This is a genomic window from Blastococcus sp. SYSU DS0616 (genome assembly GCF_054051015.1).
The window spans coordinates 40,868-64,112 of sequence record NZ_JBJHAJ010000012.1 but is presented as its reverse complement, the minus strand read 5'-3'; the positions used below and the strand labels follow the sequence as shown (position 1 = coordinate 64,112).

At 74.1% G+C, this 23,245-nt stretch carries 26 protein-coding genes; 20 read left to right on the top strand and 6 right to left on the bottom strand.

The features are described from left to right. Nucleotides 1–190 precede the first annotated feature (190 nt). Nucleotides 191–727 (bottom strand): RrF2 family transcriptional regulator, encoded by a 537-nt coding sequence (locus ACI79K_RS11020; RefSeq protein ID WP_456587288.1) that lies wholly within the window; start codon nucleotides 725–727, stop codon nucleotides 191–193. 27 nt (nucleotides 728–754) lie between these two features. On the opposite strand from ACI79K_RS11020, the gene ACI79K_RS11015 reads away from it, so the two are divergent. After that, complete coding sequence (locus tag ACI79K_RS11015) at nucleotides 755–1,513, top strand: (deoxy)nucleoside triphosphate pyrophosphohydrolase (protein ID WP_456599708.1); 759 nt, start codon at nucleotides 755–757, stop codon at nucleotides 1,511–1,513. Nucleotides 1,514–1,627: 114 nt separating this feature from the next. On the opposite strand, the gene ACI79K_RS11010 is transcribed toward ACI79K_RS11015, so the two are convergent. Next, nucleotides 1,628–1,798 carry a CsbD family protein gene (locus ACI79K_RS11010; protein WP_456587290.1) on the bottom strand — a complete coding sequence of 57 codons (171 nt, stop codon included), beginning with the start codon at nucleotides 1,796–1,798 and terminating at the stop codon, nucleotides 1,628–1,630. Nucleotides 1,799–2,144: 346 nt separating this feature from the next. On the opposite strand from ACI79K_RS11010, the gene ACI79K_RS11005 reads away from it, so the two are divergent. From ACI79K_RS11005 to ACI79K_RS10975, 7 genes are all read left to right on the top strand, one after another. Next, entirely contained in the window at nucleotides 2,145–3,800 is a 1,656-nt protein-coding gene (locus tag ACI79K_RS11005; RefSeq protein WP_456587291.1) for a peptide ABC transporter substrate-binding protein, read from the top strand. A gap of 148 nt (nucleotides 3,801–3,948) precedes the next feature. Further along, nucleotides 3,949–4,872, top strand: a complete 924-nt coding sequence (locus tag ACI79K_RS11000; RefSeq protein WP_456587292.1) for an ABC transporter permease — start codon at nucleotides 3,949–3,951, stop codon at nucleotides 4,870–4,872. After that, nucleotides 4,865–5,806: an ABC transporter permease gene (locus ACI79K_RS10995; protein WP_456587293.1), complete on the top strand. Its 942-nt coding sequence runs from the start codon at nucleotides 4,865–4,867 to the stop codon at nucleotides 5,804–5,806. Before ACI79K_RS11000 ends, ACI79K_RS10995 begins: the two co-directional genes overlap by 8 nt. After that, nucleotides 5,803–6,855 (top strand): ABC transporter ATP-binding protein, encoded by a 1,053-nt coding sequence (locus ACI79K_RS10990; protein WP_456587294.1) that lies wholly within the window; start codon nucleotides 5,803–5,805, stop codon nucleotides 6,853–6,855. Before ACI79K_RS10995 ends, ACI79K_RS10990 begins: the two co-directional genes overlap by 4 nt. Continuing rightward, nucleotides 6,848–7,963: an ABC transporter ATP-binding protein gene (locus tag ACI79K_RS10985; RefSeq protein ID WP_456597439.1), complete on the top strand. Its 1,116-nt coding sequence runs from the start codon at nucleotides 6,848–6,850 to the stop codon at nucleotides 7,961–7,963. Before ACI79K_RS10990 ends, ACI79K_RS10985 begins: the two co-directional genes overlap by 8 nt. Before the next feature lie 148 nt (nucleotides 7,964–8,111). Next, on the top strand, nucleotides 8,112–9,005 hold the full coding sequence (gene mshB, locus ACI79K_RS10980; protein WP_456587296.1) for an N-acetyl-1-D-myo-inositol-2-amino-2-deoxy-alpha-D-glucopyranoside deacetylase: 894 nt from the start codon (nucleotides 8,112–8,114) through the stop codon (nucleotides 9,003–9,005). Then, complete coding sequence (locus tag ACI79K_RS10975; RefSeq protein WP_456599707.1) at nucleotides 9,002–9,448, top strand: hypothetical protein; 447 nt, start codon at nucleotides 9,002–9,004, stop codon at nucleotides 9,446–9,448. Before mshB ends, ACI79K_RS10975 begins: the two co-directional genes overlap by 4 nt. 41 nt (nucleotides 9,449–9,489) lie before the next feature. Here the strand turns inward: ACI79K_RS10975 and ACI79K_RS10970 are convergent, their stop codons facing one another. Next, a complete protein-coding gene (locus tag ACI79K_RS10970; protein ID WP_456599706.1) occupies nucleotides 9,490–12,351 on the bottom strand; it encodes an EAL domain-containing protein in 2,862 nt (953 codons plus the stop codon). 219 nt (nucleotides 12,352–12,570) lie between these two features. Here ACI79K_RS10970 and fdxA point away from each other — a divergent pair, with 219 nt between their 5' ends. The 4 genes from fdxA (at nucleotide 12,571) to ACI79K_RS10950 (ending at nucleotide 14,743) form a co-directional block, all read left to right on the top strand. Continuing rightward, a complete protein-coding gene (gene fdxA, locus ACI79K_RS10965) occupies nucleotides 12,571–12,897 on the top strand; it encodes a ferredoxin (RefSeq protein ID WP_012947287.1) in 327 nt (108 codons plus the stop codon). Next, complete coding sequence (dapC, locus tag ACI79K_RS10960; RefSeq protein ID WP_456599743.1) at nucleotides 12,894–14,030, top strand: succinyldiaminopimelate transaminase; 1,137 nt, start codon at nucleotides 12,894–12,896, stop codon at nucleotides 14,028–14,030. Before fdxA ends, dapC begins: the two co-directional genes overlap by 4 nt. 129 nt (nucleotides 14,031–14,159) lie before the next feature. After that, nucleotides 14,160–14,294, top strand: a complete 135-nt coding sequence (locus ACI79K_RS10955; protein WP_456599705.1) for a hypothetical protein — start codon at nucleotides 14,160–14,162, stop codon at nucleotides 14,292–14,294. Beyond that, nucleotides 14,291–14,743: an anthrone oxygenase family protein gene (locus ACI79K_RS10950; protein ID WP_456597434.1), complete on the top strand. Its 453-nt coding sequence runs from the start codon at nucleotides 14,291–14,293 to the stop codon at nucleotides 14,741–14,743. Before ACI79K_RS10955 ends, ACI79K_RS10950 begins: the two co-directional genes overlap by 4 nt. A gap of 13 nt (nucleotides 14,744–14,756) precedes the next feature. Here ACI79K_RS10950 and ACI79K_RS10945 read toward each other — a convergent pair whose 3' ends face one another. Beyond that, complete coding sequence (locus ACI79K_RS10945) at nucleotides 14,757–15,305, bottom strand: hypothetical protein (RefSeq protein WP_456599704.1); 549 nt, start codon at nucleotides 15,303–15,305, stop codon at nucleotides 14,757–14,759. A gap of 52 nt (nucleotides 15,306–15,357) precedes the next feature. Then, nucleotides 15,358–16,071 carry a hypothetical protein gene (locus ACI79K_RS10940; protein ID WP_456587301.1) on the bottom strand — a complete coding sequence of 238 codons (714 nt, stop codon included), beginning with the start codon at nucleotides 16,069–16,071 and terminating at the stop codon, nucleotides 15,358–15,360. A 162-nt stretch (nucleotides 16,072–16,233) separates the two neighbouring features. On the opposite strand from ACI79K_RS10940, the gene ACI79K_RS10935 reads away from it, so the two are divergent. Then, nucleotides 16,234–17,343, top strand: coding sequence for an alpha/beta fold hydrolase (locus tag ACI79K_RS10935; protein ID WP_456599703.1), 1,110 nt, complete (start codon nucleotides 16,234–16,236; stop codon nucleotides 17,341–17,343). A gap of 126 nt (nucleotides 17,344–17,469) precedes the next feature. Here ACI79K_RS10935 and dapD read toward each other — a convergent pair whose 3' ends face one another. Continuing rightward, on the bottom strand, nucleotides 17,470–18,453 hold the full coding sequence (dapD, locus tag ACI79K_RS10930) for a 2,3,4,5-tetrahydropyridine-2,6-dicarboxylate N-succinyltransferase (protein WP_456599702.1): 984 nt from the start codon (nucleotides 18,451–18,453) through the stop codon (nucleotides 17,470–17,472). Between the two features lie 138 nt (nucleotides 18,454–18,591). Here dapD and dapE point away from each other — a divergent pair, with 138 nt between their 5' ends. The 7 genes from dapE (at nucleotide 18,592) to ACI79K_RS10895 (ending at nucleotide 23,239) form a co-directional block, all read left to right on the top strand. Further along, complete coding sequence (dapE, locus tag ACI79K_RS10925) at nucleotides 18,592–19,704, top strand: succinyl-diaminopimelate desuccinylase (RefSeq protein ID WP_456599701.1); 1,113 nt, start codon at nucleotides 18,592–18,594, stop codon at nucleotides 19,702–19,704. Continuing rightward, nucleotides 19,701–20,534: an LOG family protein gene (locus ACI79K_RS10920; protein WP_456587305.1), complete on the top strand. Its 834-nt coding sequence runs from the start codon at nucleotides 19,701–19,703 to the stop codon at nucleotides 20,532–20,534. Before dapE ends, ACI79K_RS10920 begins: the two co-directional genes overlap by 4 nt. 1 nt (nucleotide 20,535) lies before the next feature. Next, complete coding sequence (locus ACI79K_RS10915) at nucleotides 20,536–20,904, top strand: DivIVA domain-containing protein (protein WP_456587306.1); 369 nt, start codon at nucleotides 20,536–20,538, stop codon at nucleotides 20,902–20,904. After that, nucleotides 20,897–21,349 (top strand): SRPBCC family protein, encoded by a 453-nt coding sequence (locus ACI79K_RS10910; protein WP_456587307.1) that lies wholly within the window; start codon nucleotides 20,897–20,899, stop codon nucleotides 21,347–21,349. Before ACI79K_RS10915 ends, ACI79K_RS10910 begins: the two co-directional genes overlap by 8 nt. 70 nt (nucleotides 21,350–21,419) lie before the next feature. Then, complete coding sequence (locus ACI79K_RS10905; protein WP_456599700.1) at nucleotides 21,420–22,322, top strand: DMT family transporter; 903 nt, start codon at nucleotides 21,420–21,422, stop codon at nucleotides 22,320–22,322. Nucleotides 22,323–22,382: 60 nt separating this feature from the next. Beyond that, nucleotides 22,383–22,946, top strand: coding sequence for a DNA-3-methyladenine glycosylase I (locus ACI79K_RS10900; RefSeq protein ID WP_456599699.1), 564 nt, complete (start codon nucleotides 22,383–22,385; stop codon nucleotides 22,944–22,946). 125 nt (nucleotides 22,947–23,071) lie between these two features. Beyond that, nucleotides 23,072–23,239 (top strand): DUF3117 domain-containing protein, encoded by a 168-nt coding sequence (locus ACI79K_RS10895; protein WP_012947303.1) that lies wholly within the window; start codon nucleotides 23,072–23,074, stop codon nucleotides 23,237–23,239. Nucleotides 23,240–23,245 lie beyond the last annotated feature (6 nt).

Below are 23,245 nucleotides of genomic sequence, written 5' to 3'. Positions count from 1 at the left end.
CGGCCGGGGTGGGAGGCGCTGCTGGTTCGGGACGCAGCGGGACAGCTGCGCGAGGGACCTGGGTCAGCGCGCGGCGCGACAGGCGGCGCTGGAGACGAGCGCCAGGTCGATGTGCAGACGCGCGACGAGGAGACTGCCGCGGTCGGTCATGTCGCGATCCTCCCACATTCCGGGCGGCCCGGTGCAGGGCTCACCCGACGGGGCGGGGAGGCCGCGCCCCGTCGGCCGGTGCGTCGTGGCCGCCCTCGGTCGGCACGGGCTCGCTGAAGGACCGCCACGCGGCGTCGAGCGCGACCAGCTCGGCTGCGTGCGGGGGGAGCTGCCCGGCGACGACGTCGGCCACGGTCACCCCCTCGAGCACCCGGCGGTAGGCCTCGCGGGCGGCGACCCACACCTCGGCCAGGCCGGTGGCGGCGCCGGGGTAGCTGACGTCCTCCGGCCGCTGGCCGTGCACCTCGGCGAGGAAACCCTGCTCCACCCGCATCACGCGGGCGATCGAGATCTCCGACGCGGGCAGGGCCAGCCGGTACCCGCCGTCCCGGCCGCGCTGGCTGGTGACCAGGCGGGCGTGCTGCAGGTCGGCGAGGATGGCCTGCAGGAAGCGGTTGGGGATGTCCTGGGCGGTCGCGATCCGATCGCAGGTCAGCGCCTCCGGGGCCGCCGCGGCGAGCTCCACGACGGCTCGGACGGCGTAGTCGACCCGGGCGTTGATGCGCACGCTGCCCATACTGCCGTGATCTGGGAGAGTGCCCGGGTGTTCCAGCTGCGTTTCACCACCTCGGTGGAGGCGCCGCTGACCGTGGCGTTCGACGTCGCCCGTGCCCTGGGCCGGCCCTGGCCGTTCCCGCTGGCGGAGGTCGTCGCGGTGCGGCCGGAGCGGGACGTGTTCACCGCTGCGGTCGGGTCGGGCGGCTGGGTCACCCACTCGCGCTGCTTCTCCGCCACCGGCGCCGGCACGCTGGTCGAGGAGCAGGTCGCCTGGGAGACCGGGCTGCCCGGCGCGGTGGGGGCCGTCGTCGACCGGGTCGTGCTGCGGCGCCGGATCGCCCGTGCCATGCGGGCGCACCTGGACGCGTACGCCGCGGCGGCCGCGCTGCGGGCGCGCGAGGTCGTGCAGGTCGTCGGTGCCGCGCTGGTCGAGGGGGACCGGGTGCTGGTGGCGCAGCGCTCGGGCGGGCCCTTCGACGGCTGCTGGGAGTTCCCCGGCGGCAAGGTCGACCCGGGGGAGACCGACCGGGCGGCGCTCGTGCGGGAGTGCGCCGAGGAGCTCGGGGTGGCGGTCGTGCCCGAGTCCTTCCTGGGGGAGGTGCTCCTGGACGGTGTGGTCGGCGGCGGTGCGCCCGGGGCCTCGACGATGCGGGTGTGGGAGGCGCGGATCGCCTCCGGCCGGCCGGAGGCGCGGGAGCACACCGAACTGCGCTGGGTCGGCGCCGCCGACCTCGACGCGCTCGACTGGATCCCCGCCGACCGCCCCCTGCTCCCCGCCGTCCGGGCACTGCTCGCCCGCCGCTGAGCGCCGGCGGGGCCGTGGAGCCGTCTCGCCACCGTCGGAACGGGAACGGGCGCCGCTCCCGGTGGGAGCGGCGCCCGTCGTCGCCGTAGCCCCTGTGCGAGGGGTGCGGAGGCCTTACTTGAAGGCGTCCTTCACCTTCTCGCCGGCCTGCTTGAGGCTGCCCTTGGACTCTTCCTTCTTGCCCTCGGCCTGGAGGTCGCGGTCGTCGGTGGCGTTCCCGAGCGCCTGCTTCCCCTTGCCGGACAGCTCCTCGATCTTGCTCGTCGTCTTGTCCGTGCCGCTCATCGCAGTACCTCCGGTCGTCGGTTGCTCGGAGCGGTCGTACCCGCCCCGACGTTCCCCGACACGCGCACCGGAAAGCCTCCGGTCCACCTGCGCCCGTGGCGGGAGGACCGCCCGCCGGATGCCCTGCGAGGCGTGGAAGTTACGGTCAGCGCGCGGATCGTGAGCCCAGGTCACAACTCGATGACGTCCGTGGACACCCTCTCCGGGGCGTGCCTAGGGTCCACCCGTCGCAGTCCCGGTCCTCCCCGGTCCGGCTGCGTCCGGCTCGAGACCATCCAGTCGCCCGCGGGTCGTGGGTCGACCTGTCCGTTCCCCCCGCTCGCGCGGGTCGAGGGAGGCATTGCACGTGAAGTTGAGCAAGCGCAGAGGTGGGCTCGTCGCGGCCGGCGTCGCCGCCGCGATGATGCTGTCCGCCTGTGGTGGCAGCGACGACAACGGCGGCGGCGGCGGCACCTCCGCCGACGGCGGCGGCACCTACAGCATCTACGTCGGCGAGCCGGAGAACGCCCTCATCCCGGGTAACACCACCGAGAGCGAGGGCCACCAGATCATCTCCGGTCTGTGGACCGGCCTGGTGGAGTACGCCACGGACGGCGAGGTGCAGTACACCGGCGTCGCGGAGTCGATCGAGTCCGAGGACAACACCACCTGGACCGTCGAGCTCAAGGAGGGCTGGACCTTCCACGACGGCACCCCGGTGACCGCGCAGTCGTTCGTCGACGCGTGGAACTACACGGCCTACAGCCCGAACGCGCAGGGTGCCTCGTACTTCTTCTCGAACATCCTGGGCTACGACGACCTGCAGGCCCCCACCGACGACGAGGGCAACGTCACCGGTGACCCGGCCGCCGAGGAGATGAGCGGCCTCGAGGTCATCGACGAGAACACCTTCGAGGTGACCCTCGCGACCCCGTTCGCCCAGTTCCCGGTGACCGTCGGCTACAACGCCTTCTGGCCCATGCCCGAGGCGTTCTTCGAGGACCCGGAGGGCTTCGGCAGCCAGCCGATCGGCAACGGCCCGTTCGAGGCGACCGAGGAGTTCGTCCCCGGCCAGGGCTTCACCGTGACCCGGTACGAGGACTACGCCGGCGAGGAGGAGGCCCAGGCCGAGCAGGTGGAGTTCCGGGTCTACGCCGACCTGAACACCGGCTACAACGACCTGCAGGCCGGCAACCTCGACGTCCTGCCGGACCTGCCGCCGGACGCCATCGCCTCGGCCGAGGACGTGCTCGGCGACCGGTACCTGGAGGCCCCGTCCTCCGGGTTCACCTACCTCGGCTACCCGACCTACGACGAGCGCTTCTCCGACCCGCAGGTGCGGCAGGCGCTGTCGATGGCCGTCGACCGGCAGGCGATCTCCGACGCCATCTTCGCCGGCAGCCGCGAGCCCGCCGACGCCTACGTCGCGCCCGTCGTCGACGGCTACCGCGAGGGTGCCTGCGAGTACTGCGAGCTGGACGTCGACCAGGCCAACGCGCTGCTCGACGAGGCCGGCTTCGACCGCAGCCAGCCGATCGAGCTGTGGTTCAACGCGGGCGCCGGCCACGACGCGTGGGTGCAGGCCGTGGGCAACCAGCTGCGCGAGAACGTCGGTGTCGACTACGTCCTGCGGGGCGAGCTCGACTTCGCCGAGTACCTCCCGCTGCTGGACGAGCAGGGTGTGACCGGTCCCTTCCGCCTCGGCTGGAGCATGGACTACCCGAGCCCGCAGAACTACCTGGAGCCGCTGTACTCCACCGCGGCCCTGCCGCCGGCGGGTTCCAACGCCACGTTCTACTCGAACCCGGAGTTCGACGCGCTGATCCAGCAGGGCAACAGCGCCGAGAGCAACGAGGAGGCCATCGAGTACTACAACCAGGCCGAGGACATCCTGCTCCAGGACATGCCGATCATCCCGATGTTCTTCGACGTGGAGCAGGCCGCCCACTCGGAGAACGTCAGCGACGTGGTGATCGACGTGTTCGGCGACATCGACCTCACGCGGGTCACGCCGCAGGGCTGAGCTAGCCGCACCGCACGGCCGCCGCCGGGGACCCCCGCCCAGACCGGGTCGGGCTCCCCGGCGGTCGGCCGCTCGGGCTCGTCCCGCATCATGGACGACGCCTCCGCGCCCGCGACATGGGCGTGGCGCGTCTTGACCGAGGAGCGACATGGGCCGCTACATCGCGCGCCGCTTTCTACTCACGATCCCCGTCCTGGTCGGGGCCTCGTTCCTGATCTTCGCGTTGGTCTACGCACTGCCGGGCGACCCGATCCGGGCCCTGGGCGGCGATCGCCCGCTCGCCCCCGCCGTGGTCGCCCAGTTGACCGCGGAGTTCAACCTCAACGACCCGCTGTGGCTGCAGTACGTCAAGTACGTCGGCGACCTGCTGCAGGGCGACTTCGGCACCGACTTCCGCGGCCGCGAGGTGCTGGACACGATCTCCCAGCGGATGCCGGTCACGGTGAAGCTGGCGCTGGTCGCCATCGCCTTCGAGATCGTCATCGGCATCGTCGCCGGCGTGCTGGCCGGCATCCGCAAGAACGGCTTCTTCGACAACGTGGTCCTGGTGAGCACCACGCTGATCGTCTCGATCCCGATCCTGGTGCTCGCGTTCGTCGCGCAGTTCACCTTCGGGCTCCAGCTGGGCCTGTTCCCGATCGCCGGCATCAACGAGGGCTGGTACAGCTACCTGCTGCCCGGCCTCGTCCTCGCCGCCGGGTCGCTGGCCTACGTCGCCCGCCTCACGCGGACCAGCATCGCCGAGAACATGCGCGCCGACTACGTGCGCACCGCGCGCGCCAAGGGCCTGCCGCGCCGCGACGTCATCGTCCGGCACACGCTGCGCAACAGCCTGATCCCCGTCGTCACCTTCATCGGCGCCGACATCGGCACCCTCATGGGCGGTGCGATCGTCACCGAGACGGTGTTCAACCTGCCGGGCATCGGCCGAGCCGTCTTCGACGCCGTGCGGGCCCAGGAGGGCGCCGTCGTGGTCGGCATCGTGACGCTCCTGGTCTTCGTCTTCATCTTCTTCAACCTGGTCGTCGACGTGCTCTACGCCGTCCTCGACCCGAGGATCCGCTATGAGTGACCCGAAGTTGACGGCCGTCGGTCACGACGAGGCCGGGGCCGGTGCCGTGACCGGCGCGCACGACGAGGAGGCGCAGGCCCGGCAGAACAGCCTCTGGAGCGACGCCTGGCGGCAGCTGAGGCGCAACTTCCTCTTCTGGATCGGCGCCGTGCTCGGCCTGCTGTTCGTCGGCATGGCGCTGCTGCCGACGGTCTTCGCCCGTGGGGTCGACCCGCGGTCGTGCAACCTGTCCAACTCCAACGCCGAGCCGTCGGCGGAGCACTGGTTCGGCTTCGACCAGCAGGGCTGCGACTACCTGGCCAACGTCGTCTACGGCGCCCGGAACTCGCTGATCATCGGCCTGCTGGCGGTCGTGGTGATCCTGGTGCTCGGGGTCCTGGTCGGCGCCATCTCCGGCTTCTACGGCGGCGTCACCGACAGCATCCTGAGCCGGATCGCCGACATCTTCTACGCGCTGCCGCTGATCCTGGGCGCGCTGGTGGTCCTGCGCAGCGGCATCCTCGGCCGGGGCGTGATCGCGGTGGCGATCGCGCTGGCGCTCTTCGGCTGGATGACCGCGATGCGGCTGGTCCGCTCGCAGGTGATCGCGATCAAGAGCTCGGACTACGTCGCCGCCGCCCGGGCGATGGGGGCCTCGGACATCCGGATCCTGATGCGGCACATCCTGCCCAACGCCGTCGCCCCGGTGCTCGTCTACGCCACCATCACGATCGGCATCCTCATCGCCGCGGAGGCGACGCTGACCTTCCTCGGGGTCGGGCTCCAGCCGCCGGCGATCTCGTGGGGTCTGCAGATCAACACCGGGCAGAGCCTGCTACGCACCGCGCCGCACGCCGTCCTCTTCCCGAGCCTCATCCTCACCCTGACGGTGATGGCCTTCGTCCTCATGGGTGACGCCCTGCGCGACGCCCTCGACCCGAAGCAGCGTTCATGAGCACCGCGTCCACGTCCGTTTCCCCCGGCCCCGCCCGCGGCGCCGGGACACCCGTCCTCGAGGTCGACGACCTGCGGGTCGAGTTCCGCACCGAGTCCGGGGTGGTCAACGCCGTCAACGGCGTGAGCTACACCGTCTCGGAGGGCGAGACCCTCGCCATCCTGGGTGAGTCCGGCTCCGGCAAGTCCGTCTCCGCGCAGGCGATCATGGGGATCCTCGACTCCCCGCCGGCGGAGGTCACCAGCGGCCGGATCGTCTTCCAGGGGCGTGACCTGCTCACGCTGCCGGAGGAGGAGCAGCGCAAGGTCCGCGGGCCGGGGATCTCGATGATCTTCCAGGACGCGCTCTCCTCGCTGAACCCCGTGTACAGCGTCGGCTTCCAGATCGGCGAGATGTTCCGGGCGCACCGGGGCACCTCGCGCAAGGAGGCCAAGGAGCACGCGGTCGAGCTGATGGAGCGCGTCCGGATCCCGGCCGCCAGGCAGCGGGTGAACGACTACCCCCACCAGTTCTCCGGCGGTATGCGGCAGCGCGTCATGATCGCCATGGCGCTCGCGCTGGACCCGCGCATCCTCATCGCCGACGAGCCGACCACCGCGCTCGACGTCACGGTGCAAGCACAGGTGATGGACCTGCTCAAGGACCTGCAGCGGGACACCGGGATGGGGCTGATCCTCATCACCCACGACCTCGGCGTGGTCAACGAGGTCGCCGACAACGTGGCCGTGATGTACGCCGGCCGCATCGTCGAGCGGGGCACCGTCGACGAGGTGTTCGGCAACCCGGCCCACCCGTACACCGACGGGCTGATGCGCTCCATCCCGCAGGTGGAGGTCAAGGGCGGCCGGCTCCAGCCCATCGGCGGGCAGCCGCCCAACCTGGCCGCCATCCCGTCGGGCTGCCCGTTCCACCCGCGCTGCCCGAAGCGCCGCACCGGTGCGGAGGCCGCCGCGGGTCGCGACTGCGTCGCCGACGCCCCGCCGCTGCGGCTGGTCGTCCCGGGCCGTGAGGCCGCCTGCCACTACAGCGAGGAGGTCCTCGGTGTCTGACGCCAGCTCCGGGAGCAGCGCAGCGGACCGGTCCGCGGAGGCCGACCGGCAGAGGCTGTCCGACGCGGCCGACGCGGCGGCGACCCGCCCGGCGCACCGGCCCGGTGAGGTGCTTCTCGAGGTCAAGGACCTCAAGAAGCACTTCCCGCTCACCCAGGGCATCGTCCTCAGGCGCACGGTCGGCCACGTCCGCGCCGTCGACGGGGTCAACCTGCAACTGCGCCGCGGGGAGACGGTCGGCCTGGTGGGCGAGTCCGGCTGCGGCAAGTCGACGGTCACCAAGATGCTCGTGTCCCTCGAGAAGCCGACCGACGGGCAGATCCTCTACAAGGGTGACGACGTCACGAAGATGAGCGGCCGCGCGCTCAAGCAGTACCGGCGCGAGGTCCAGATCATCTTCCAGGACCCCTACGCCTCGCTGAACCCGCGGATGACCGTCGGGGACATCGTGGCCGAGGGCTGGTCGGTGCACGCCGACGTCGCGCCGAAGAAGGGGCGGCTGCAGCGCACCCAGGAGCTGATGGAGCGGGTCGGGCTCAACCCCGACTTCGTCAACCGCTACCCGCACCAGTTCTCCGGTGGGCAGCGGCAGCGCATCGGCATCGCCCGGGCCCTCGCCCTGCAGCCCGAGGTCATCGTCTGCGACGAGCCGGTGAGCGCCCTGGACGTCTCGGTCCAGGCGCAGGTCGTCAACCTGCTGGAGGACCTGCAGAACGACTTCGGGCTCTCCTACCTGTTCATCGCCCACGACCTCTCCGTGGTGCGGCACATCTCCGACCGGGTCGCGGTGATGTACCTGGGCAGCATCGTGGAGGAGGGCACCGACGCCCAGGTCTACGGCTCGCCCGCCCACCCGTACACGCAGGCGCTGCTCTCATCCGTCCCGGTGCACGAGCCGCACCTGCGCGGGCTCAAGGAGCGGATCCTGCTGCAGGGCGACGTGCCGAGCCCGGCCAACCCCCCGTCGGGCTGCCGGTTCCGGACCCGCTGCTGGAAGGCCCAGGACATCTGCGCCACCGAGCCGCCGGCCCTGGTCGACCGGGGGCAGGGCCACCCGTCGGCGTGCCACTTCGCCGAGGCGCGCGCGGTCGTCCCCACGGAGGGCTGAGCACCTCGCGCTGGGATCAGGTGACCTGATCCCAGCGCGTCCTCCCTCGCCATGCACGGTGGGGGAGGACGCCGCACGGTGGGGGAGGACGGCGCTGCGGCCCCCGGCCCCCTCGATGCGGCGACGGCCTCAGGGAGAATGGCCGACCGTGACCGCTGACCGACGACTGCTCCTCGTGCATGCGCATCCCGACGACGAGACGATCAACAACGGCGCCACGATGGCCCGCTACGTCGCCGAGGGCGCCGGCGTCACCCTGCTCACCTGCACGCTGGGAGAGGAGGGGGAGGTCCTCGTGCCGGAGCTGGCCCAACTCGCCGCGGACCAGGCCGACCAGCTCGGCGGGTACCGCATCTGGGAGCTGCGCGGGGCGATGGCGGCGCTCGGGGTCGTGGACGTCCGCTTCCTGGGCGGACCGGGGCGGTACCGCGACTCGGGGATGATGGGCACGCCGGCCAACGACCACCCGCGCGCGTTCTGGAACGCAGACCTCGACGAGGCGGTGGCGCACGCCGTCGCCGTCGTCCGCGAGGTCCGGCCGCAGGTCCTGGTCACCTACGACGAGTTCGGTGGCTACGGCCACCCCGACCACATCCAGGCCCACCGGGTGGCGATGCGGGCGGTCGAGGCCGCGGCCGACCCCGGCTACCGCCCCGATCTCGGCCCGGTCTGGGACGTGGCGAAGGTGTACTGGTCGGCCATGCCGCGCTCGGTGGTGCGGGAGGGCATCGAGGCCCTCGCCGCGCTCGGTGAGGCCTCGCCCTTCGAAGGGCTGGGGGACGTCGACGACGTGCCCTTCGTGGTCCCCGACGAGGTGGTCGACTGCGCCGTCGACGCCCGTGCGTACGCCGACCGCAAGGACGCCGCCATGCGCGCCCACCCGACCCAGATCACCGTCGACGGGCCGTTCTTCGCCCTGTCGAACAACCTCGGCCAGGAGGTGCTCGGCGTCGAGTACTACCGGCTGGTCAAGGGCGAGCGCGGACCCGGCGCCGGGCCGGACGGCCGGGAGGACGACCTCTTCGCCGGTCTGCCCGGGTGAGCCGACGAGGGCCGGTCGCGCGCGCCGGTCTGGGGGTCGCGGCGGTCGTGGTCGCGGCGTGGCTGGCGATCGTGGAGGTGTTCTGGCTGCCGCTGCGGGTCGGTGGCGTGCTGGTGCCCGTGTCGGTGGTCGCGGCGGTGGTGGGCAACCTGCTGCTGGTCCGCGCGGCGCTGTGGCTGAGCGGGTCGAAGGTCGTCGCCGCGCTCCCCGCGGTCACCTGGCTGGTCGTCGCGCTGGCGGCGATGCAGCGCCGCCCGGAGGGCGACCTGCTGCTGGTCTCCGGGGGTGCGCTGGGCGCGGCGAGCAGCGCGTTCCTGCTGCTGGGTGTGCTGGCCGCGGCCCTCGCCGTCGGCCTGGCCCTCGGCACGCCCGTCCGGCGGACCACGCCCGCGGGACCCGGCCGACGGGCTACGTCCGCGGAGCCCACCGGTGGTGCTCGGTGAATCCCGGCCGCGCGTAGCGGGCCGGCGCCGGGCGCAGCGCCTCAGTCCCGCCGAGGAGGCGTCACCGCACCGTGCGCGGCCGGCAGCGGGCGGGCGTTCAGCCAGCCCAGCACCCGCCCGGCCGGCATGGGCCGGGAGATGTGGTAGCCCTGGGCGACGTCGCAGCCCCACTCGCGCAGGGCGGCGAGCGCATCGGCGTCCTCGACGCCCTCGACCACCATGCTCATCCCGAGGTCGCGGCTCAGCTGAAGCGTGCTGCGCACGATCGCCGCCGCCCGCGGGTCGGAGGTCAGGTGCGTGACGAAGCTGCGGTCGAGCTTGAGCTCGTCGACCGGCAGCGCCCGCAGGTAGGACAGCGACGAGTACCCGGTGCCGTAGTCGTCCACCGAGAGACGCACGCCGAGCCGGCGCAGCCCCGCCATGACCTGCTGGCTGCGGGCGGCGTCGGCCATGAGCACGTCCTCGGTGATCTCCAGGACCAGCGCGCCGGCGGGCACCGAGCAGGCGTCCAGCAGCATCGCCACCTGCTCGGGCAGGGCGACGTCCTGCAGGTTGGACACCGACAGGTTCACCGCGACCGACAGGTCGTGGCCGTGGGTCCGCCAGGTGTGCAGGTCCCGCAGCGAGCGTTCCAGCACGCGCAGCGCCAGCCGGCGCATCAGACCGGCCTGCTCGGCCAGCGGCAGGAAGACGTCGGGGTAGAGCAGGCCGCGCTCCGGGTGGTTCCAGCGGACCAGCGCCTCCACCCCGACGACGCTGCCGGTCCGCAGGTCCAGCTGGGGCTGGTAGTGGTTGTCCAGCTGCTCGCCGTCGAGGGCGGACCGCAGCTGCTCCAGGGTCTCCAGCCGGTCGCGGGAGGCGGGGGTGCCGTCGGGTGCCCACACCTCGTAGCCGTGGCGCCCGCGCTTGGCCGCGTACATGGCGGTGTCGGCCCGGGCCAGGAGCAGCGAACGGTCCCGGCCGTGGTCCGGGCACAGGGCGATGCCGATGCTGGCGTCCACGTGCAGGGACGTCCCGTCGAGGACGAAGGCGTCGCGCAGCGCGGCGCCCAGGTCCTCGGCCACCTCGCGGGCCCGTGCGGCATCGGCGTCGGGCAGCAGGACGGCGAACTCGTCACCGCCCATGCGGGCCAGCAGGTCCGCGGGGCCCAGGGTCCGCTCCAGGCGGGGACCCACCAGGCACAGCAGGTCGTCGCCGACGCTGTGCCCGAAGCTGTCGTTGATCTCCTTGAACCGGTCGAGATCGATCATGAGCAGGGCGCAGCGCCGGTCGCGGTCGCCGTAGACGGTGGTCTCGACCGTCTCGATGAACTTGCGGCGGTTGGCCAGCCCGGTGAGCGGGTCGTGGTGCGCCTCGGTGGCCAGCTGCGCCAGGCGTTCCTGCTCGGCGGCGCGCAGCTCGGCGTTCTCCACCACCAGCGCCCCCTCGAGGGTGACCTGCCGGACGGCGTCGCGCACCGACGAGCTCCAGGTGCGGGTGGCACCGACCGATCCGGTGACCACCAGGCCCAGGAGCCGGTCGCCGGACATCAGCGGCACGCTGATGTAGGAGTTGACCTCCAGCGCCCGCACGAGCTCCGGATCGAGCAGGTCGGTGGCGGCGGCGTCCTCGACGAAGACGGCCGACTTCTCCTCGCTCGTGAGCCGCCACAGGGGGACGCCGCTCGCCGGGCGGCCGACCAGGCGGGTCTGCACCACGTGCTTGTGCTCCTCCGGCCAGTCGACGTGCCGGACCTCGCTGATCCGCCCGTCGCCGTCGACCAGGTAGGCCGCGCTCCGGTCGGTGCCGGCCAGCCGCTGGACGGCGCGGGCCAGCACCTCGGCGGCCGCGGCAGCCCCGGTCACCGCCGAGCCGTCCACCAGGAGCTGCCGGACGACGCGGGCGATCGTGAGCGACGCCGCACGGGCCTGGCTGGTGCGGGCCTGCTCGATGACGCCGCCGAGGTGCGCACCGGCGGCAGCGGCCAGCCGGCGGACGTCCTCGGAGAAGGGGCGGACCTGCGTGCTGTCCAGCGTGAGGACGCCGGCCAGGTCGGGGCCCCGGCCGAGCGGGACCGCCAGCGCGGAGGCGATGTGGAACGAGTCGGCCCACCACGCCGAGATCGACCCCGACTCGCGGTCGGCGGTCATGGGTGTGCCGGTGCGCAGCACGGTCTCGGCCAGCTCGGGGGCGACGGGCGCGTTGCGGAACTGCCGCCAGGTGGCGAGGTCCTGCCGGCCGTCGGCGTAGGCGGCCATGCGGGGGACGAGCCGGCCGTCCTCCAGCAGGAAGACGCAGGCGCGCTCGACCTCGCCGAGCTCGGCGAGCTGGCGGCAGGCCGAGCCGAGCAGGTGGTCCATCGACTGGGCCTGCGCGGCCGACTCGATCAGCTCCAGGAGTACGGCGGCCTGGGCCAGCCGGCGCTGCTGGGTGCGCCGGCTCCACGCCTCGGCCAGCGCCGCGGCGATCCGCGGGGCCACCTGGCGCAGCAGGTGGGGGGCTGCGGCCGCGGCGGGCTCCACGGTCAGGACGCCGACGACCTCGCCGCCGAGCACCAGCGGCTCGCCGTGCGCCGACCGGATGCCGACCTCGGCCAGGTGGCGGTCCTCGACGCGCCGCCCGTCGGCGTGGGCGACGATGCCCCGGCGACCGGTGACGACGGCGGAGAGGAAGGGGGAGTCGGCCAGCACGGCGGGGGTGCGCAGAGCCGGGTGCAGGGGGAGCGCGTCCTGGGTGGCGCAGCCGGACTGCCGGTACGGGACGACGAGGCCGGTCGTGGCCTCGTGCACCCACACCGACACCCGTGTCGCGCCGGAGGAGGCGCGCAGCCGGGAGAGCAGGTGCACCAGGGCGGCGTGCGCGTCGAAGGGGGACGCCGACGGCTCGGGCCGCGACGTCCCCTCCTCCTGCGTCGTCCGGGACACGTGATCGAGATCGGCGCCCCGGCCGGCTGCTTGAGCGGGGGCCGGTGACCCACCCCGATGGGGGGAGACCGCCCGGAGCTGCCTCTCCCGTGCCCCGGCCGGGGGACGCGGCGGGTGGCCCGTGGCACGTCGACCGGCGCGGGAGGTGATACTAGGGGTGCATCTGACGCGACCGGCCCCGGCCGGCGCGCCGCCCGAGAGTCCCCGGGAGGGAACCCCGTGACCTACGTCATCACCCAAGCCTGCGTCGACGTTCTCGACAAGGCGTGCATCGACGAGTGTCCGGTGGACTGCATCTACGAGGGCGACCGGATGCTGTACATCCACCCCGACGAGTGCGTCGACTGCGGGGCGTGCGAGCCGGTCTGCCCGGTGGAGGCCATCTACTACGAGGACGACGTCCCGGACAAGTGGAAGGACTTCTACAACGCCAACGTGGAGTTCTTCTCCGACCTGGGCAGCCCCGGTGGCGCCGCCAAGACCGGGAAGATCGGCAAGGACCACCCGCTGGTGGCCGCGCTCCCGCCCCAGGGCGAAGGCCACTGACCGCTCCGGTCCCCGGCGCGCCCCGGGCGCTTCCGGACTTCCCCTGGGACTCCCTGGCGGGTGCACGGGCGCGGGCCGCCCAGCACCCGGGCGGTGTGGTCGACCTGTCGATCGGCACGCCCGTCGACAGCACACCCGCGGTGCTGCGCGAGGCGCTCGCCGGGGCGGCCGACGCTCCCGGCTACCCGACCGCGCTGGGCACCGCGCAGCTGCGCACGGCCGCCGCGGACTGGCTCCGCCGGCGGCTGGGTGTGCACGTGGGCGACCCGCTGGGCGCCGAGCCCTCGCTCATCCCGACGGTCGGCTCCAAGGAGCTCGTCGCACTGCTCCCCACCCTGCTGGGGCTGTCCGGTGCCGCCGGCACCGTGGTCGTCCCGGAGGTCGCCTACCCGACCTACGAGGTCGGCGCCGTGCTCGCCGGCCTGGCCGTGCACCGGAGCGACACCCCGCCGGCCGACGCGGTGACGCCTGCCCACCCACCCGTCTCGCTGGTCTGGCTCAACTCGCCGGGCAACCCCCACGGGCGGGTGCTGACCGACGACGAGCTGCGGCGATGGGTCGCCTGGGGGCGAGCGCACGGCGTGCCCGTCGTGGCCGACGAGTGCTACATCACGCTGGGCTGGGACGTGGCGCCCCGGTCGATCCTGCACCCGGAGATCGCCGGCGCGGACCACACCGGCCTGCTGGCCGTGCACTCGCTGTCCAAGCAGTCGACGGCCGCCGGTTACCGGGGCGGCCTGCTCTCGGGTGACCCGGCGCTGGTGCGCCGTGCCTGGGAGGTGCGCCGCCACCTCGGCCTGCTGGTGCCGGGGCCGGTGCAGGCCGCCATGGCCGCCGCCCTGGACGACGACGCGCACGTCGACGCGCAGCGCGAGCGGTACCGCCGGCGGCGGGACCGGCTGGCCGCGGCGGTGCGCGCGGCCGGGATGCGGATCGACCACTCCGAGGCGGGCCTCTACCTCTGGGCCACCCGGGACGAGGACTGCTGGCTCACCATCGACCGGCTGGCCACCCTCGGGATCGTCGCCGCCCCGGGCAGCTTCTACGGCCCGGCCGGGGCGCGGCACGTCCGGCTGGCGCTGACCGCGACCGACGAGCGGATCGACGCCGCGGCGGAGCGCCTGGCCGCCTGACGAGGTCAGCCGGCCGTGGTCAGGTGCGGGGCCGGGACGGGGTCCGTCTCCGGAACCGTGGACGACCGCGCATGTGAAGCGGCGTCGCGGCAATGGACCGTCTCGCCCAGCGTCGCCTGTACTCGGGTCATGACATCGGAGGCCATCCTCGTGACCGGTGGTACCCGGACCACCGGGAGCCCCGTGGTGGGCGGCCGCCGCTCCCGGGTGGAGCCCGCCGGGGAGCACGTGGCGGCGCACGTGCGACCGGCAGTGCTCCGGTGACCGGGGTGCTGGTGCACGCCGGCGCGCTGGGCGCCGGCCTCGTCTCCGGGGCCTTCAGCGTCTTCAGCCTGGTGGTGATGCCCGCCCTGGTGGCCGTCCCCTGCCCGGTGGGGGTGGCGGCGATGCAGTCGGTGAACCGGACGGCGATCCGCCCGGTCTTCCTCACCCTGCTGTTCGGCACGGCGGTGCTGTGCCTGGCCGCCGGGGGCGCGGAGCTGGCCGGCGCCCGCCGTCCGGGCGTCCTCGCCGCGGGACTGCTCTACCTGGTCGGCGTCGTGGGCGTCACGGTCGCGGCCAACGTCCCGCTCAACGAGGCGCTCGCCCGGTGGCGGCCGGACGCCGCGGCTCCGGGGGACTGGACCCGCTGGGTCCGCCGGTGGACCTGGTGGAACGGCGTCCGGGCGCTGGCTGCCGCCCTCGCCGCCGTCCTCCTCGTCGGCCCGGCGTGATCCCCCCGGGCGGTCAGACGGGTTCGCGGTACTGGATCACGGTGCCGGGGCCGACCCGCCGCGCGGCGGTGAGGCTCAGCGTGGCGCGGCGGAAGATCTCGCCGGCCCGGCTGGCGGCGTCCACCGGCGCGATGCCCGCCGCCGCGGACACCCCCGGGATGCCCAGCGCGAGCACCGCCGAGACCAGCCGGGTGGCGGCGGTCTGCGCGGCCGGCACCGGACCGGCGAGCACGATGCCGAAGTCCGCGGGCCCGCAGGAGGCCACCCAGTCGTCCCCGCGGATGGAGCGGGCCAGGAGCGTGGTGACCTGCGCCAGCGTGTCCGGCGGGGTGGGCCACCCGTCGTCACGGCGCAGCAGGCCGAGCGCGATGAGGCTGGTGGGCTGCTGGCCGGCTGCCGGCAGCTCGTCGGCCAGTCGCTGGAGCAGCGCCTCCCGGGAGGGCAGGAGGGCGGTCACGTCGGTGGGTGCGGCGGGGACCGCGCGGGGGAGGTCGTCGGACGCGATCGTCATGGCGAGGACGTCGGTGCCGCCGAGGTGTTCGTTGAGCGTCGCGCCCGCCACGTCCCCCTGCCGGGGGACCCCGAGTGCGCCGGGACCGGGCGCCCGGCCGTCGTCAGGCGCAGTCGAGCGTCTCCGCGGCCAGGGCGGCCGTGAGCTGCTGCGCCATGCCCTCCCACTGCTGGTACAGCTCCGGGTACCCCGAGCGCTGCACGGCCTGGGCCATCTCGGTCAGCCGGCCCGCCTCCCACCCGGGGATGGTCACCAGCCCGTCGTAGAACTTGCCGGCGGCGTACACCGGGTCGCGCACCTGCTCGGGCGTGCCCCACCCCTGGGAGGGCCGCTGCTGGAACAGCCCCAGGGAGTCGCGGTCGCCGTAGTCGAGGTTGCGCAGCCGCGACTCCTGCTGGGCGGTGGCCAGCGCGATGACGACGGCCCGGTCGGGCAGCCCGCGTTCCCGGCCGACCCGGGCGATGGTGGCCGCGTTGGCGGCCTGCTCGGCGGTGACCGTGACCGAGCCGTCGGGCACGGTGCAGGTGCCGGTCGCGGGGGGCTGCCAGTGCCGTTCGGCGCCCCAGCCCGCGCCGGCGAGGAGGGCGGCGGTCACCAGCAGCGCCGGCCACCACCGGACCAGCCCGGTGGCGCCCCCGGACCGGCCGGACCGCTGGGCCGCCGGGCGGCGGGCCGGAGGGCGCCGGCGGGGGCGGCGCGCGGTGCCGCGGCGTGCGCCGCCGTGCCCGGCGGCGCGGCGGCGGGCGGCCGGCCGGGCACGGGTGGTGCTGCGCGCCCGGGCTGCGGCGTGGTGCGTCGCGGTGCGGGGGCTGGTCATCGTCCACCGACTGTAAGCGTCGTTCCCGGCCGTTCCTCGGACGCGGCCACGGTGCAGGGGCGCGAGGCGTGCCGGAGGTGGGACGCGCGGGCGAGCCCTCCGGGAGGGGCTGTTCCCACCCGGACGGCGCCGATAGCGTGTGCCCGCCGTCGAGGAGGAGCCATGGTTGACGTCCTGCTGCCCGGGATCACCGCCACGCGGGTGCCCACCCCGCGACTGACCCAGAACGTCGTGCACCCGGCCGCCGTGGAGCCGGCGGAGCTCGCCGCCGCCGGCGGCGAGGTCGTGCTCTTCGTGCACGGCAACGTCAGCTCCGCGCTCTTCTGGCAGCAGCCGCTGCTGGCCCTGGCCGAGGTGGCGCGCGTGCGGCCGGTCGCGGTCGACCTGCGCGGCTACGGCGACACCGATCCGCTCCCGGTGGACGCGCGCCGGGGCGTGCGCGACTGGGCCGACGACGTCGCGGCGCTGGTGGAGACCCTCGGCGTCGATCGGGTGCACCTGGTCGGCTGGAGCATGGGCGCGGGCGTCGTCCTGCAGTACCTGCTCGACGCGCCCGCGCGGGTCGCCTCGGTGACGCTGGTGGCCCCGGTATCGCCGTACGGCTTCGGCGGCACGGCTGGGCCGGAGGGGCGCCGCCTCGCCGAGGACGGCGCGGGCTCCGGGGGCGGTGCGGCCAACCCCGAGTTCGTCGCCGCGCTCGCTGCCGGCGACACGAGCGCCGACAGCCCGACCAGTCCGCGGTCGATCCTGCGGGCGTTCTACGTGGCTCCGGGGTCCCTGCCGCTGGACCCCGCGATGGAGGACGTCTTCGTCGCCTCGATGCTGTCCACCCGCACCGGTGCCGACCACTACCCGGGCGACTCCGTGCCCAGCCCGACGTGGCCGGGAGCGGCCCCCGGGGAGCGCGGCGTGCTGAACACGATGGCGCCGACGGTCATGGACGTGTCGGGTGTCGCCGAGCTGGCCGGCAAGCCCCCGGTGCTGTGGATCCGGGGGGATGACGACGCGATCGTGTCGGACACCTCGGTGTTCGACCTGGCCCACCTCGGACAGCTGGGTGCGGTGCCGGGCTGGCCGGGTGAAGCGGTCTGCCCGCCGCAGCCGATGGTCGCCCAGACCCGCGCCGTGCTGGAGCGGTACGCCGCGGCCGGGGGCACCTACCGCGAGGTCGTCCTGCCCGGGGTCGGGCACTCCCCGCACGTCGAGCGGCCCCAGGAGTTCGTGGTGGCCCTGCTGGAGCACCTCGACGTCCCCGCGGAAACGTCGGCCTGAGCCCCCGCCGACATGGGCTCGTCGCACCGAGTGGGACCCGGAGGGTTCCGCGCAGGCACGACCCGATGGCCCCCTGCAGGGTCCCGCCGCGAGCGTGCGAGCGGTGGGGGGCAGGGGGTCCTTCTCCTATGTGTTCGCGTGCAGGTCGGCGTTGAGCGCGCCCCAGTTGCCGTCGCGCGGGAGCGCCTCGAGCGCGCCGCTGACGCTGTTGCGCCGGAAGAGCAGGCCGCTGCGCCCGGAGAGCTCCTTGGCCTTCACCTGGGAGCCGTCGGGCAGCGTGACCCGTGACCCGGCGGTGACGTAGCACCCGGCCTCGACGACGCAGCCGTCCCCGAGCGAGATGCCGATCCCCGCGTTGGCGCCGAGCAGGCAGCCGCTGCCGATCGAGATGACCTGGGTGCCGCCGCCCGACAGGGTGCCCATGATCGAGGCGCCACCGCCGATGTCGCTGTCGGCGCCGACGACCACACCGGCGCTGATCCGGCCCTCCACCATCGAGGGGCCCAGCGTGCCGGCGTTGAAGTTGACGAAGCCCTCGTGCATGACCGTGGTGCCCTCGGCCAGGTGGGCGCCGAGGCGGACCCGGTCGGCGTCGGCGATCCGCACGCCGGACGGGATGACGTAGTCGACCATCCGCGGGAACTTGTCGACGCCGAAGACGGTCACGTGGCCGAGGGCCGCCCGCAGCCGGTGGGCGTTGAACGTCGCCGCCTCCACCGGCCCGGCGCTGGTCCAGGCCACGTTCGTGAGGAGGCCGAACACGCCGGTCATGTTCGCCTCGTGCGGCTTGATCCGGCGGGTGGACAGCAGGTGCAGCCGCAGCCACACGTCGTGGGTGTCCACCGGCGGCTGGGAGAGGTCGGCGATCACCGTGCGGACGGCGATGACCTCCACCCCGCGCGCCTCGTCGCGGCGCACCAGGCCGCCGTAGTCGGGCCCCAGCTCACCGGAGAGCTCGAGCGCGCCCAGGCGGGTGGTCCCCGTGGCCGCGCCCGCGGGGGCCTCGAGCCGCGGCTCGGGGTACCAGGTGTCCAGCACGGTGCCCGACGGCGTGACCGTGGCCAGGCCGGCGGCGGATGCGGAGACGGGGGCGGACGCTGCGTCAGTCACGACGACGACGCTACCCAGCGCCTCCCCGTGCCGCCGCGGCCGGTGGTGAGGGGCAGGAGCGGCCTGGCTGCAGGGACCCGGGGCGAGCGTCAGCGAGTCCTGGGGGGCAGTCAGGTCCTTTCACTAGGCTTCCTCGTCGTGAGCACACCGCCGCCGCTCGACCTGTCCGCCGACGTCCTCGCGCTCACCCGCGCCCTGGTCGACGCCCCGTCGGTGTCGGGCAGCGAGGCGGCCCTGGCCGACGCGGTCGAGGCGGCGCTGCGGGCGCTGGGCGGGCTGGAGGTCGAGCGCATCGGCGACGCCGTGCTCGCCCGCACCAACCTCGGGCGGCCGACCCGGGTGGTCCTGGCCGGGCACCTGGACACGGTGCCGATCGCCGACAACGTGCCCAGCCGGCTGGACGAGGCCACCGGCCGCCTCTACGGCTGCGGCACCAGCGACATGAAGGCCGGTGACGCGGTGATGCTGCGGCTGGCCGCCGTCTTCGGCGTCCCCGGGGCGGAGCCGGCCCACGACCTCACGTTCGTCTTCTACGACAACGAGGAGGTCGAGGCGGTGAAGAACGGCCTGGGTCGGGTGGCGCGCGAGCGGCGCGGCTGGCTCTACGGCGACCTGGCGATCCTGCTGGAGCCGACCGACGGCGAGATCGAGGCCGGCTGCCAGGGCACCCTGCGGGCCGTGCTGGCGACCAAGGGCCGCCGGGCGCACAGCGCGCGCAGCTGGCTGGGGGAGAACGCCATCCACGGGCTGGCCGGCGCGCTCGCCGTGCTGGCCGCCTACCGGCCGCGCGAGGTGGAGATCGACGGCTGCACCTACCGCGAGGGGCTCAACGCGGTGGGCATCGCCGGTGGGGTCGCCGGCAACGTGGTCCCCGACGCGGCGTCCCTCACCGTGAACTTCCGCTACGCCCCCGACCGCGACGAGGACGCCGCCGAGGCGCACGTGCGCGAGGTCTTCGCCGACGCGATCGCCGCGGGCGCGACGCTGACCGTCGTCGACAACGCCGGTGGGGCGCTGCCCGGCCTCGCGGAGCCGGCCGCCGCCGCGTTCGTGGCCGCCGTGGGCCGCCCGGCGCGCGCCAAGCTGGGCTGGACCGACGTCGCCCGGTTCGCCGCCTTCGGCATCCCCGCGATCAACTACGGGCCGGGCGACCCCCAGCTCGCCCACACGCGCGAGGAGCACGTCCTGGTCGACCGGCTGCAGCCGACCGTCGACGCCCTCACCGCCTACCTCTCCGGGAGCACCGCATGACCGCCACCCCGCCGTCCGACGGCCGACGGCCGCGGCCCACCCGCCACCGCGGCCCGATCATGCTGCGCGGCGGCGAGCCCGACCCGCAGCGGCAGGGGTCGACCACCGACCAGCGGTTGCTCGACAAGCGGGGCCCCAGCGACTGGGTGCACACGGACCCGTGGCGGGTGCTGCGGATCCAGAGCGAGTTCGTCGAGGGCTTCGGGCTGCTGGCCGAGTTGCCGCGCGCGGTCAGCGTGTTCGGCAGCGCCCGGACGCCGCGGGACCACCCGCACTACGCCACCGGCGTCGAGCTCGGGGCCGCGCTGTCCCGGGCCGGGTACGCCGTCATCACCGGGGGCGGCCCCGGGGCCATGGAGGCGGCCAACAAGGGCGCCTCCGAGGCCGGGGGCATGTCGGTCGGGCTGGGCATCGAGCTGCCGTTCGAGCAGGAGCTCAACGAGTGGGTCGACGTCGGCATCTCGTTCCGCTACTTCTTCGTCCGCAAGACGATGTTCGTGAAGTACGCGCAGGCCTTCGTGATCCTGCCCGGGGGCTTCGGCACGCTCGACGAGCTGTTCGAGGCGCTCACCCTGGTGCAGACCCGCAAGGTCACCCGCTTCCCGGTCGTGCTCATGGGCAGCGAGTACTGGTCAGGCCTGATCGACTGGATCCGCGACACGATGATCGCCGAGGGCACGATCAGCCCCGGCGATCTCGACCTGGTCACCGTGACCGACGACGTCGCCGAGGCGGTGGCGGTCATCCAGGCGGCCGAGGCGGCGCGCCAGGCAGGGGACAGCGGCGGGGGGATGCGGGCGCCCGTCGACACCCGCCCGTCCGACGCCTGACGTGCTCTCCTTCGTCCTCTTCGTGCTCGCCGTCCTGCTGGTCGGTGGCGCACTCTTCCTCGTGGCCTCGCTGCTCATGGGGCGGGGCGAGAGCCAGCCGCCGGCGGACCCGGGACGGTCGCCGGTCGAGCTGCCCGACGACCGGCGCGTGGTGGCCGACGACGTCCGGGCGCTGCGGATCGCGGTCACCGCCCGCGGCTACCGGATGGTCGAGGTCGACTGGCTGCTCGACCAGCTGGCGCAGACCCTGGACGAGCGGGACGCGGAGATCGCGGCGCTCCGCGCCGAGCTGGCCGCACACGGCCGGCAGGAGGCGCCGACCGATCCCGGCGTCGAGCGGACCGACCGGGAGGGGACGCGGGATGCCTGAGCTGGTGGAGCGGGTGGCGGTCGAGGCGCCTGCGGAACGGGTGTGGGCCGCGCTGACCGACTGGTCGCGGCAGGGCGAGTGGATGCTCGCGACCGACGTGCGGACCGTCGACGGGCCCGCGCAGGGCGTCGGCGGCCGGCTGGCCGCGCGTACCGGGCTGCCGGCGCCCGGCGGGTTCCGGTTCGGGTTCCTCGACACCATGGTGATCACGGCGTGGGACCCGCCGCGCCGGGTCGAGGTGCAGCACACCGGCCGGCTGGTGCGAGGGCCGGGCATCTTCGAGATCGAGCCGCGGGGCGAGCAGAGCACCTTCGTCTGGACCGAGCGGCTCGACCTGCCCTACGGGGTGCTCGGCCGGGTCGGCTGGGTGCTGGTCAGGCCGTTCGCCCTCCTGGGGATCCGCTGGTCGCTGCGGCGCTTCGCCGCCTTCGCCCGCACGTACTGACCTGCCGCGGGGTGGGACCGGCGATCGGTGAGGATGTGCCGGTGCGCGACGGGACGACGGAGGCGGGTTCGTGAGCCGGCGGGGCTGGGCCCTGTTCCTCACCATGTCGGTGATCTGGGGCGTGCCCTACCTGTTGATCAAGGTGGCCGTCGAGGAGGTGTCGCCGGTCGTGGTGGTCTTCGCCCGCTGCGCGATCGGAGCGGCCCTGCTGCTGCCCTGGACGGTCGCCCGCGGCCAGCTGCGCCCGGCGCTGCGGCACTGGAAGCCCCTGCTGCTGTTCACGGTGCTGGAGATGACCGGGCCGTGGCTGCTGCTCGCCTACGCCGAGCAGACCCTGTCCAGCTCGCTCACCGGTCTGCTGGTGGCCGCGGTGCCGTTCGTGGCGGCCCTGGCCGCCCGGCTCGCCGGGGAGGAGGAGCGGCTCACCCCGGTGCGGGTGCTGGGCATGGGCATCGGCGTGGTCGGGATCGCGGTCCTGCTCGGCCTGGACATCGACGGCGCGCAACTGCTGCCCCTCGTCGCCGTCGGGCTGGTGGTCGTGGGGTACGCCACGGCGCCGCTGGTGGTCAGCCGGGCCCTGCCCGAGGTGCCCGGCGTGGCCGCGAGCTCCCTCGCGCTGCTCGTGACCGCGGTGGTCTACGCGCCGTTCGCCGTCCCGCGGCTCGGCCAGGTGGCCGACGCGTCCGGGGAGGCGCAGCTGTCGCTGCTCGCCCTCGGCCTGCTCTGCACCGCGGTGGCCCTGGCCCTGTTCTTCGCGCTGATCCGCGAGGTGGGGCCGCAGCGGGCGCTGGTCATCACGTTCGTCAACCCGGCCGTGGCGGTGCTCCTCGGGGTGCTGCTGCTCGGCGAGCCGTTCACCCTCGGTCTCGCCCTGGGGCTGCCGCTGGTGCTGGTCGGCTGCGTCCTGGCGACCCGACGCGGGAAGCAGGGCCCCGAGCCGAGCGTCGAGGCGGTGGACGCCGCGGCCCGCTGAGCGGTGCGGAGCCCGCTGCCCGGCGGAGGGTCGTCGGTGGGCGGCGCTAGCGTCCGGGACGTGCAGCGCTGCGCCTGGGCCACGAGCGCCCCCGAGTACATCGCCTACCACGACGAGGAGTGGGGGGTCCCGCTCCACGGTGACGACGCGCTGTTCGAGCGGTTGTGCCTGGAGGCGTTCCAGTCGGGGCTCTCCTGGATCACCATCCTGCGCAAGCGGCCCGCGTTCCGCGCTGCGTTCGCCGGCTTCGCGATCGACGCGGTGGCCGCCTTCACCGACGAGGACCGGGCGCGGCTGATGGCCGACGCGGGCATCGTCCGGAACCGCGCCAAGATCGCGGCGGCCGTCACGAACGCCCGGGCGGCGCAGCAGCTGCCCGAAGGGCTGTCCGAGCTGCTGTGGTCGTTCGCGCCCGACGGTCCGCGTCCTCGCCCCGCCACCCTCGCCGACGTGCCGGCGACGAGCCCGGAGTCGGTGGCCATGGCCAAGGAGCTCAAGCGACGCGGCTTCGTCTTCGTCGGCCCGACCACGGCCTACGCGCTCATGCAGGCGACCGGGATGGTCGACGACCACGTCGCCGACTGCTTCCGGGCACACCCGGCCGAGGGTGCGAGGGCGGGCTGAGGTCACTCTGACGGACCTCCTGTTGGACGGAGCGCCCCCATACGGGATCATTGCCCCGGAGCTCACAGCATCGGACGCCTCGCTCCTGCCAGCAGGCAGGCGCGTGGCCGGCGAAGGAGGCACGCATGGCGGCCATGAAGCCGCGCACGGGTGAAGGTCCCCTCGAGGTCACCAAGGAAGGGCGCGGCCTGGTCATGCGGGTACCGCTGGAAGGCGGTGGGCGCCTGGTCGTCGAGCTGTCGCCCGACGAGGCGGCCGCTCTCTCGGAGGCCCTGAAGGGCGCGACCAGCTGATCTCTG

Coding starts and splice junctions, on each gene's coding strand:
- ACI79K_RS11020 (WP_456587288.1), bottom strand. CDS start 727: ATGGGCAGCGTGCGCATCAACGCCCGGGTCGACTACGCCGTCCGAGCC.
- ACI79K_RS11010 (WP_456587290.1), bottom strand. CDS start 1,798: ATGAGCGGCACGGACAAGACGACGAGCAAGATCGAGGAGCTGTCCGGC.
- ACI79K_RS11000 (WP_456587292.1), top strand. CDS start 3,949: ATGGGCCGCTACATCGCGCGCCGCTTTCTACTCACGATCCCCGTCCTG.
- ACI79K_RS10995 (WP_456587293.1), top strand. CDS start 4,865: ATGAGTGACCCGAAGTTGACGGCCGTCGGTCACGACGAGGCCGGGGCC.
- ACI79K_RS10990 (WP_456587294.1), top strand. CDS start 5,803: ATGAGCACCGCGTCCACGTCCGTTTCCCCCGGCCCCGCCCGCGGCGCC.
- ACI79K_RS10955 (WP_456599705.1), top strand. CDS start 14,160: ATGACATCGGAGGCCATCCTCGTGACCGGTGGTACCCGGACCACCGGG.
- ACI79K_RS10940 (WP_456587301.1), bottom strand. CDS start 16,071: ATGACCAGCCCCCGCACCGCGACGCACCACGCCGCAGCCCGGGCGCGC.
- ACI79K_RS10935 (WP_456599703.1), top strand. CDS start 16,234: ATGGTTGACGTCCTGCTGCCCGGGATCACCGCCACGCGGGTGCCCACC.
- ACI79K_RS10920 (WP_456587305.1), top strand. CDS start 19,701: ATGACCGCCACCCCGCCGTCCGACGGCCGACGGCCGCGGCCCACCCGC.
- ACI79K_RS10910 (WP_456587307.1), top strand. CDS start 20,897: ATGCCTGAGCTGGTGGAGCGGGTGGCGGTCGAGGCGCCTGCGGAACGG.
- ACI79K_RS10895 (WP_012947303.1), top strand. CDS start 23,072: ATGGCGGCCATGAAGCCGCGCACGGGTGAAGGTCCCCTCGAGGTCACC.